This window comes from Embleya sp. NPDC055664 (assembly GCF_053618075.1).
Window position 1 is genome coordinate 1 of sequence record NZ_JBSHGZ010000081.1, and the last position, 8,802, is coordinate 8,802.

9 protein-coding genes are annotated in these 8,802 nt (G+C 70.5%); 4 read left to right on the forward strand and 5 right to left on the reverse strand.

From position 1 onward, the window contains the following. Nucleotides 1-172 precede the first annotated feature (172 nt). Both ACWGR4_RS47855 and ACWGR4_RS47860 read left to right on the forward strand, forming a co-directional pair. The gene (locus ACWGR4_RS47855) at nucleotides 173-1,537 is read left to right on the forward strand and encodes a VWA domain-containing protein (protein ID WP_452133897.1); all 1,365 of its coding nucleotides are present in this window, start codon (nucleotides 173-175) and stop codon (nucleotides 1,535-1,537) included. Between the two features lie 129 nt (nucleotides 1,538-1,666). After that, entirely contained in the window at nucleotides 1,667-2,257 is a 591-nt protein-coding gene (locus ACWGR4_RS47860; RefSeq protein ID WP_452133898.1) for a hypothetical protein, read from the forward strand. On the opposite strand, the gene ACWGR4_RS47865 is transcribed toward ACWGR4_RS47860, so the two are convergent. Beyond that, complete coding sequence (locus ACWGR4_RS47865; RefSeq protein ID WP_452133899.1) at nucleotides 2,229-2,558, reverse strand: hypothetical protein; 330 nt, start codon at nucleotides 2,556-2,558, stop codon at nucleotides 2,229-2,231. The two genes, ACWGR4_RS47860 and ACWGR4_RS47865, sit on opposite strands and share 29 nt — an antisense overlap. Nucleotides 2,559-2,616: 58 nt before the next feature. Next, on the reverse strand, nucleotides 2,617-2,784 hold the full coding sequence (locus ACWGR4_RS47870) for a hypothetical protein (RefSeq protein ID WP_452133900.1): 168 nt from the start codon (nucleotides 2,782-2,784) through the stop codon (nucleotides 2,617-2,619). Between the two features lie 1,409 nt (nucleotides 2,785-4,193). On the opposite strand from ACWGR4_RS47870, the gene ACWGR4_RS47875 reads away from it, so the two are divergent. Continuing rightward, complete coding sequence (locus tag ACWGR4_RS47875; protein ID WP_452133901.1) at nucleotides 4,194-4,385, forward strand: hypothetical protein; 192 nt, start codon at nucleotides 4,194-4,196, stop codon at nucleotides 4,383-4,385. A 240-nt stretch (nucleotides 4,386-4,625) separates the two neighbouring features. Here the strand turns inward: ACWGR4_RS47875 and ACWGR4_RS47880 are convergent, their stop codons facing one another. The 3 genes from ACWGR4_RS47880 to ACWGR4_RS47890 all read right to left on the reverse strand — a co-directional run bounded on the left by ACWGR4_RS47880 (nucleotide 4,626) and on the right by ACWGR4_RS47890 (nucleotide 7,574). Next, complete coding sequence (locus tag ACWGR4_RS47880; RefSeq protein WP_452133902.1) at nucleotides 4,626-5,084, reverse strand: hypothetical protein; 459 nt, start codon at nucleotides 5,082-5,084, stop codon at nucleotides 4,626-4,628. 340 nt (nucleotides 5,085-5,424) lie between these two features. Beyond that, nucleotides 5,425-6,342, reverse strand: coding sequence for an alpha/beta fold hydrolase (locus tag ACWGR4_RS47885; RefSeq protein WP_452133903.1), 918 nt, complete (start codon nucleotides 6,340-6,342; stop codon nucleotides 5,425-5,427). 20 nt (nucleotides 6,343-6,362) lie between these two features. Beyond that, nucleotides 6,363-7,574 carry an MFS transporter gene (locus ACWGR4_RS47890; RefSeq protein WP_452133904.1) on the reverse strand — a complete coding sequence of 404 codons (1,212 nt, stop codon included), beginning with the start codon at nucleotides 7,572-7,574 and terminating at the stop codon, nucleotides 6,363-6,365. Between the two features lie 139 nt (nucleotides 7,575-7,713). Between ACWGR4_RS47890 and ACWGR4_RS47895 the strand changes: the two genes are divergently transcribed. Continuing rightward, nucleotides 7,714-8,247, forward strand: a complete 534-nt coding sequence (locus ACWGR4_RS47895) for a CGNR zinc finger domain-containing protein (RefSeq protein WP_452133905.1) — start codon at nucleotides 7,714-7,716, stop codon at nucleotides 8,245-8,247. Nucleotides 8,248-8,802: the final 555 nt, after the last annotated feature.

Genomic DNA, 8,802 nt, shown 5'->3' on the forward strand with positions numbered 1-8,802 from the left:
GGGTCTCGGCGCGCTCGGCCACGGTGCGGTGAACGGGGAAGGCGCGACCCAGTTGCAGCCCGTCCACGGCGGCCGCAAGTTCACCGGCGGCGGCGGCGGCGAGAACCGCATCGGTCCACGTGAACGGACCTCGGGGAGCGTCGTGCACGGATGCGTCGGCCACAATGGGCCGATGCACCGAATACCCGCCCCGTCCCAGATCTTGCCCTCGGGCGCCAACACGGTCGTGCCCACCGACGTCATGGACGTCACCCTGGCGTGGACGCCCGGGCCCGGCACGCCCGCTCTGGATCCGTGCGCGCTGCTGCTCGGCACCGATGGACGAGTGCGCTCGGACGCCGACTTCGTCTTCTACAACCAGCCGTCGGGCGCCGGTGGCGCGGTGCGCTGCATCGGCGCGTCGGGGGACGAAGGCCAAGGGGCGGGCGTGCGGATCTCGCTCGGCGACCTGCCGTCCGACGTCGAACGCGTGCTGGTGGCGGCGTCGACCGACGGCGGGCGATTCGGTGACGTCGGCGACCTGGTCACGTACGTCGCGTCGGCCGACGAGCAAAAGCCACCCGGCGCGGGCGCGTTCGCGGCGCGGTGCCCGGGCCCGGGGGGCGGCACGGAGACGCTGCTGGTCGTGGTCGAGTTCTATCGCCGCCAAGGCGGCTGGAAGCTACGGTCCGTCGGGCAGGGGTACGCCACCGGTCTGGCGGGCATGGCCACCGACTACGGGGTGGACGTCGCCGGCGAATCGGGAGAGTCGGAAGCCGCCCACACGGCCGCCGGCGCCGCGGTGCCGATCGCGGGCAAGCCCGCACCGGCGCCCGGTACGACGGTCGCGGATGCCGCCGGTGACACCTCGGCCCTGCCCGCCGATCTCGCTCGGCGGGTCGACCTGCGCAAGGAGCAGGTGGCCGTGTGTCTGGAGAAGAAGGGACTCGGCGGTGTCCGGGCACACGTGGTGCTCGTCCTGGACGCCTCCGGGTCCATGTACGACGTGTACGGAAACGGCACCGTCGCGCGCATGCTGGAGCGCCTGGCGCCGATCGCGGTTCGCCTCGACGACGACGGTGCCATGGACGTGTGGTTGTACGCCGACCGCGCCCGCCGGCTACGGGACCCGTTGCGCATACCCGAACTCAGGCGCTGGATAAGGCAGTTCCGCAAGTGGCCGGAGAGCGTCGGCGTGGGCAACGACGAACCCGTGGTGATGCGCGAGTTGGTGTCGACCTACCGCCGCCACGCCGACGGACTACCCACCCTCGTCCTGTTCGTGACCGACGGCGACGTGTGGGCCGACGAGGACATGGCCCGCATACTCACCTCCGCAGCCGAACACCCGGTGTTCTGGCAGTTCGTCGGGCTGGGGAGCAGCGAGTACGGCATCCTCGAACGCCTCGACACCCTGCCCGGCCGCATCGTCGACAACTGCAATTTCTTCGCCTTGGACGACGTCGACTCGGTCACCGACGACGACCTGTACGATCGCCTGCTCGGCGAGTTCCCCCGATGGCTCGTCGCCGCCCGCGCGGCACGGCTGCTCGGCTGAACGGCCGGCACGCCGCCCCCGTGCGAGCGACCGCGCCGCGTCCGGCCGGCTCGACACGGTCGGGGTGGGACGAGCCGAACGCTGCGCGGCGCGAGCAGTTCCGACTGCCCGCAGACCCCGTCGGCGCTCATGGGTCCGCAGCCGGCCCTGTCACTGACGTACTCCTCGCAGGCGGTAGACAGTCGAACGGCGATATCGAACAACCAGACCGGCTGGGTGGGTGACGGCTGGGAGCCGGCCAACAACTTCATCGAGCGCCGATACAAGGGATGCGCCGACGACATGGGTTCCGGTAGCGCCTATACGGCCAAATCCGGTGACCTGTGCTGGTTCAGCGACAACGCCGTCATGTCCCTGAACGGCACTACCACCGAACATTCGGCGAGGGGGCCACGAACGAGGACTCGGCCACACGCATCGCCGGCGTTCACGCATCTGTCCGACCAGGACGCCCTGTTCGCCGTCGCGCAGGCGCGACACGGTCCGGGTGGTGTCCTGGCCGCGTTGCCGTGCCTGCACGTGAACCATCCGCACGCGGCAACGGCCGCCTCGTACAAGCCGGTGGGCCTGGCCGCCGCCCTGCGCGTGGGCCTGACCGCGCCGCCGACTCTGATCACCTCGGATCCCGACGCGGCCGGGCGTTCGCGAAGCGGCACGGGCCGATCACCTACAAGGTGCTGCGAACCGTGCACTACCGCGACCCGGACGACCGGCCGCTGACGGTGTGGACCACGGAGGCGTTGCCGCGCCAATAGGCCAACAGCACCCGAATGTCCGGTGTGATCTCGAACCGGTCGCTGTCGCGGGCACCCGGCGAGACGATGGCGGCGGGTGTCGTGGTCGCGTCGGTCAGCCAACGCCACACCGTGCGCTCCGACACCTCCAGGCACTGCGCGGTGGTGTGGACGTGACCGGTGGTGAGGCGGCCGAGAGCCGGGCGCGAGACGCCCGCGACTCGCGCCGAGCCGAACGTCAGGCCCGCGCGGGAGGCCGTCGAGCCCGAACCTCGAACCCTCGGCACTCTCCCGAAAGATCGAGAGCGCCGCCGGTTCAAGATGCGATCGGCCGAGTGATGTCCTTTACAGCAGCGTCACCGGCTTCAAGAAGCTCAGCGCTTCATCAAGCAGGTGCAGGGCGAGCAGGACACTCACACCGACCGTGAGCGCGACGCCGACCGCCGGCGACCGATAGGCCGCGTATACCGCGACTCCCGAAACACCGAGCAACACCACGGTTCGAACGTCCAAGGGCCCTGAAGGGTCGCCTCCGGAGTGGTTCGTCCGGTTGGCTGGCATTGGGCCTCCACAGGTCCGGGCCCACCGCGTCGGAACTGGTCGCACAGAGCGTCGCGGCGGGCCGTCCAAGGGCTCACGCCGAACGACGAAAGCCCGGTCTTCTCCTTAAGGAGAAGACCGGGCTTCACAAAGCGAAGCTTTCCCAGTGGCGCCCGTGGTGGCAAGTTCGTTTGATCCCCATATCCATGGGAATCGCAGAAATCACGCCCGGAATAAAGTATTCGCATTGAACTCTCGACAAGGGTGCGCGGTCCTCGGCGGTGTCGCGGCAGGCTTGACGGCTCGCGAACGTCGGTTCCCGGTGCCGTGGTTACATCGGCTTCGTGTTGGCTCGGGCGCCGGTCCGGAGGCCGAGCCCCCTGTGTCGCAACGCACTTCGCGGGGCGGGAAACCGGACCCGTACGCCGCATCGTCCCGACGCACCCACCGGGTCCTCGCCGAACGCCGCGAGGTCCCCATCACGCACATCGTCGGCACGAGTCCGAACCGCCGTGAGCCCGTGGACCTGCCCTCGTGACCGGACACGGAGTGGTCGGCGGCCACGAGATCGACGCGACGCAACTCTTCCGGATCGCCCGGCCCACGCCCTGATCGTGATCCCCGACCGGGACTACCGCCGATCGCCCCTCCCTCGAGCGGCCCTCGCAGGTCCTCGAGGGCAGGTGACGCACCGGACGTTGACGCCGCCGACCCTCGACATACTCACGCGGCCGCCACGACACCCAACCGCAACTTCACAACCCGACCCGAAAGTCGTGAGGAAACCCGGACAGGAAAACACGACAGGAAACCGACAGGCACCGCGGGAACCGCCGACCACACGACGACGAACCCGCCAGACCACAGCGGGCCCGTCTGGCCTGGGATCGCCCACTGCGGGTGCAGGAGGAGACCGCCGGGCGGGGGTCGGCCGGGCCCGTTCGCTACCGGGGCAAGCATTCGCCAACTCCCGCGCACGCCGAAAGAGTTATTCGACAGGGACAATCTGACGTGCTATCGATTGATCCGGAACCCCGGGCAGGACCCGGGGCCTTCGGGTCAGGCATCCGAAGGTGCTACCTGGAGCAGCCGGCCCAGGACACCCGTCCGCAACGGCCGGGTCGAGGTTTGGGAAGCCGCAACGGCTTCATTTGGGTCCTCCCCGCGATGGGGCGGACGGCCCCTTGTGCAGACGGAGAGCGCAACGCTCCCCTACTCGGCAGGCGTTACCTGATCTCTCGCAGATCTCAACGAATACACCGCGATGGTGTGGCGCGGCCTCGGGCCCTGCGCCTTGACAGGTCACCTGTCGTCGTTGAGGTCCTGCTTCCGTGCCGGCCTCCTCGCACAGGTGACTCCGTACACCGTCGAGGAGAAACGTGATGTGGTCCGTTCTTGGGGAGCTTGTTTCCGCGTCCCCGTGGCTCGTACTGTTCCTGCTGTTCATCCTGGTGTTGGCTCTGGTCGCCTCCATGGCCCTGTGTTTGCGCGGCACTCGGGCGGTGGAGCGGCCGGCGATCATCCGCGCGCTCGCCGACCTGGTCCGCGCTCTACGGGGTGGGGCGCGTCGCTGACTCGGCTCGTCGGAGGCGGGCTCGCCCCACCCGTGGTGAGCCCGCCTTCGCTGTGCAGCCGATGATCGGGCTACGGCACTCGATCGGGACGGTGTCGCGCCGGATACCGCAGGGGCGGGCGATGCGTTCGCGGGTGCCGATGTTCCGGAAACCGGAGTGGGCGTACAGGGCGAGGGCGGCTGCCGCGACCCGGGGTCCGGGGGCCGACTGCTTGCCTCGACACGGCGCACCGCAGCTTGTTCACAGCGTCCAGGTGTACGCACGCCCGTCCGGTGCCGCGAGGCGGACGTGTTGGCCGCTCGATCTCACCTCGAGAGTGAACCACTCACGGCGCGGCCGATTCAGCTCCAGCCACAGCCGGTGTGCCCGCTCGATCGGCGCCCACGGGTCACCTCTGCCGCTCCACACGACCTCGGCGCCGCCGTCGGTCTCGGTGACGGTGGTCGCACGGCCGTCCGGAGTGCGCAGGGTGGTGATGTGGCGGCCTTCGGCATGGGTCAACACGTGGGTGGTGTCGGGTTCGAGGTGGAGCTGGGCGAAGAAGGAGAATGTCCAGTCGTCCAGGATCCTGGGCGTCAACGCCGAGATGCGGGTGCGGTTCGCGGTGTGGCCGGCGTCCGGGTGGGCGGGCCGTGGGCCCCCTTCGTCGACTTCGGTGTCGATGTCGGTGTCGGTGTCGGTGTCGGGCAGGAGTGGCATGAACGCGGCGGGGGTGGCATGAGGCGGCCCGCGGCGGTGCCGTCGGGGAGTTTCTTCAGCCAGGCGATCGACCCGCCCGCGAGGGTGCCCTTGAGCGGGACCACCACCGGCGTCCTGTACGGGGTCGCCTGCGCCGCCCCGCCCGTGCGACGTCGCCGTTCTGGGCCGCCTCGCGTAGGGCCGGCGCTGGGACGTGTACGTGATCACCACGCCCAGCGGTCGTGCAGCCGTGAGTGGTGCCGGGATCCCCCGGACACGACCTGGCGCGACGCGGCGCCGCATCCGGGCCGGGTGGCCGGGTGCGGCGCCGCGTGTGCGGGTGCGTGTGTGTGCGTGGCGGTCAGGAGACGTGGCGGGCGAGGAAGTTGCGGATCAGGGCGGCGATTTCCGGGGTGTGGGTGGCGAGGGCGAAGTGGCCGGCGTCGAGCAGGTGGATCTCCGCGTCGGGCAGGTCGCGGGCGAACGCGCGGGCCCCGTCCGGGCCGAAGATCTCGTCGCCCGCGCCCCACGCGACCAGGGTCGGCGGGCGGTGGGTGCGGAAGTACTCCTGGAAGGTCGGGTAGCCGTCGAGGTTGAACTGGTAGTCCCAGAACAGCTGCAGCTGGATTTCCTTGTTGCCGGGCCGGTCCAGGTATGCCTGGTCCAGGACCCAGGCGTCGGGGGCCACTCGGGGCAGGCGGTCTGCCGGGATGCCGTGTGTGTGCTGCCACTTGGTGGCCTCGGCGGTCAACAGCTCGCGCACTGCGGGCTCGTGCGTCTGGCGGTCCTTGGCGTGCGCGAACAGGATGTCCCAGAAGGGGGTGAAGCCCTCCAGGTAGGCGTTGCCGCTCTGGCTGATCAGCGCGGTGACCCGCTCGGGGTGCGCGGCGGCGATCCGCAGGCCGATGGGGGCGCCGTAGTCCTGGATGTACAGCGCGAACCGGTCCAGGCCGAGGTGGTCGACGAGCTTGAGGGTGACCTCGGTCAACTTGTCGAAGCTGTACGGGAAGGTGTCCACGGCCGGCGCGTCCGACTGTCCGAAACCGATGTGGTCGGGGGCCACCAGGTGGTATGCGTCGGCGAGTTCGCCGATCAGGTCGCGGTACATCGCGGAGCTGGACGGGAAGCCGTGCAGCAGGAGCAGCGTGGGGTTCGCCGGGTCGCCGGCCTCGCGGTAGAAGACGTTCAGTCCGTCGATCTGCACGGTGGCGTGGTGGATGGCGCGGTCGGCGGAGGTGGTGGGGGTGGCGGCGGTTGAGGGGGTGGCTTTGGCGTTCATGGGGATCGTCCCTTTCCGGGTCATGAGATGGATGCGGTTGATGGGGTGGATGCGAGGTGTGCGGTTGAGGTGGTGGTGCGCACGGCGGTACGGGTCGCGCTCTTGGTGGTCGAGGTCAGGACGGCGGCGAGCAGGCTGAGCCCGATGCCGGCCGCGAAGTAGGCGCGGTAGCCGCCGGTGGCGGCGTGTGCGGCGGCGGCCAGGGCGAGGCCGAGGCCGGCCGCGCCTTGGTGGACGATCCAGGCGGGGGCGAGCGTTCGGCCCAGGCGTGCCGGGTCGAGGCCGCGGGTGACGATCGCCATGGTCAGCGGGATCACCGTGAACGACGCGGCGCCGAACAGCACGGCGGCGAGGACGAGCAGCCGTGGGTCGGGGGCCGCCGCCGCGAGTACGAGGGAGGTGGCGCGCAGCATGTGCATGACGGGCAGCAGGCGTTCGGGCGCGGTGTGACCGACAAGGCGCGCGGTCACCGCGGACGACACCGCGGCAGCGGCGGCGGCCACCGCGACCAGACTGCCGCCGGCGGCGGCCGACCAGCCCAGTTCGACGGCGTGTTTGGGGAGCAGCAGGACCATCGCGTACAGGGTCGCGGCATGCAGACCGAACGCGGCGAGGATGCGGCCGCGGCCGCGCAGCGATTGCCGCTTCGGTAGACCCGGGCTCGCTCCCCCCGACGTGAGGGAAGCACCGGAAGCCCTTGGCACGGCTGCCACCTGACGGTCCTTCGGGACCGTCGCTGCGAGCACCGCGGTGGCGGCGAGCCCCGCCGCGCCGATCGCCACGTACGTACCGCGCGTCCCCAGCGGCCCGAACAGTCCGGCCGCCGCCCACGGGACGACCAGTTGCCCGAGGTTGATGCCGATGGCGGCGCGGGCCAACGCCGGTGCCGCGCGGTCGCCTTCGGCCCGGGCGATCAGGGTGCTGACGGCGAGGCTGGAGGACCCTGCGAAGCCAAGGCCGCCGAGCACCACGTACGCCGCCACGAACTGCCCGGCGCCGCGCGCCGCGCCGAGCGCCAGGTAGCTCGCCGACAGCAGCAGAAGCGCCGCGACGACCACCCGCTTCGCGCCGACCCGGTCGAGCAGGACGCCGACCAGCGGCTGGGCGGCGCCGGTGACCGCGGTGGACAGCGCCGCCGCGACCGCGAGGATCCCGGCGCCGATGCCGTAGTCCTCCGCGACCGGTGCGAAGAACACCCCGGCGGAGAAGTTCAGGCCGAACGACACGGTCATGGCCGCCAGTCCTGCCCTGGTACTGCCGATGCGCGGCACTACGGCCACCCCCTCGCTTCTAATGGATAGCTCGATGTCTAGACATTAGATAGTCGGGGTCTAACCTGTCAACACACATTCATCGGTTAGATTGATCGGCATGGACATCCGCCCGCTGACCGGAGAACCCCTGGCACTGGACCTCGCGAACACGCGTTGGCCGCTGCACGGCGCCCTCCACGACCACCTGGACGACCCGGCCCTGCTGCGGGCCTGGCTCGCCGAACACGCCTTGGACAACCGCCCCGACACCACGCCCGAGACGGACCTCGACGCGGTACGCGGTGCGCTCGTCGCCACCCGGGAGGCGATCCGCGCCGCATTGGAGGAAGGGGCGTACCAGGGCTTGGACGCGGTCCTCGCACGCGGGACGATCCGCCTCGGACTCGGCGCGCAGGGCCCGACCGAGCAGATCGACGTCGCCGACCCGGCATGGCGACCGGCCTGGGAAGCGGCGCGCGCCTACCTGGAGTTGCTCCGCACCGCCGATCCGGACCGCATCAGACGCTGCGCGAACCCGGAGTGCACACTCTGGTTCGCGGATGTATCCAAGAACGGACGACGCCGGTGGTGTTCGATGGCCGAATGCGGCAACCGCGCCAAGGCCCGAGCCCACTACACCCGGAGCCGGTGATCGCGAACCGATCCAGGCGCCCGAAACGGCCCGGACAACGCCGGGATGCGGCCGGAGATGACGTCGGCCGAGAGGAACGGAGCCACGGCTGCGGCAGGTCGTCGACTCCGCCGACGGCACCGGCCCGAACCACGTGGGACGGGCCGCGCCCGACCGCCTGGCCGCAGCCGCCATCACAGCCGCCGGCAGTCTCTTCGGGCAGTTGCTCGTCGGCTGCGGCGAGGGCGGAGTGCGGCGCGATGTGGACCACGTCCTGCGGGCGCCGTCGGGTGGGGACGGTTACCGGGCATCAACCCGGTCGGGGCGGGGCGGGCTGGCTCGGGGCGGTCGAGGTCGCCGGCGCTGTGCGAGGTCGACCAGGTCGTGGCCGTACGCCCGCAGGTACACCGGAACCCCGACCGCCCTGCGACGACGCGGCGTTCCACGACGGCGTAGGCGTCGGATTCGCGGCTTGGTGGGGACTAGGTCGCGTATCGGGTTGTGATCAATTTGTGGGATTCGTCGTCAAGGCGGTCCTGGTCTGGTAGATCGTCTTGGTGTGACGCGAAGGCAACT

What these genes read in the sequence shown, in the direction of transcription:
- ACWGR4_RS47885 (WP_452133903.1), bottom strand. Translation starts at nt 6,342, where the DNA reads ATGAACGCCAAAGCCACCCCCTCAACCGCCGCCACCCCCACCACCTCC.
- ACWGR4_RS47855 (WP_452133897.1), top strand. Translation starts at nt 173, where the DNA reads ATGCACCGAATACCCGCCCCGTCCCAGATCTTGCCCTCGGGCGCCAAC.
- ACWGR4_RS47890 (WP_452133904.1), bottom strand. Translation starts at nt 7,574, where the DNA reads ATGACCGTGTCGTTCGGCCTGAACTTCTCCGCCGGGGTGTTCTTCGCA.
- ACWGR4_RS47860 (WP_452133898.1), top strand. Translation starts at nt 1,667, where the DNA reads ATGGGTCCGCAGCCGGCCCTGTCACTGACGTACTCCTCGCAGGCGGTA.
- ACWGR4_RS47895 (WP_452133905.1), top strand. Translation starts at nt 7,714, where the DNA reads ATGGACATCCGCCCGCTGACCGGAGAACCCCTGGCACTGGACCTCGCG.
- ACWGR4_RS47875 (WP_452133901.1), top strand. Translation starts at nt 4,194, where the DNA reads ATGTGGTCCGTTCTTGGGGAGCTTGTTTCCGCGTCCCCGTGGCTCGTA.
- ACWGR4_RS47880 (WP_452133902.1), bottom strand. Translation starts at nt 5,084, where the DNA reads ATGCCACTCCTGCCCGACACCGACACCGACACCGACATCGACACCGAA.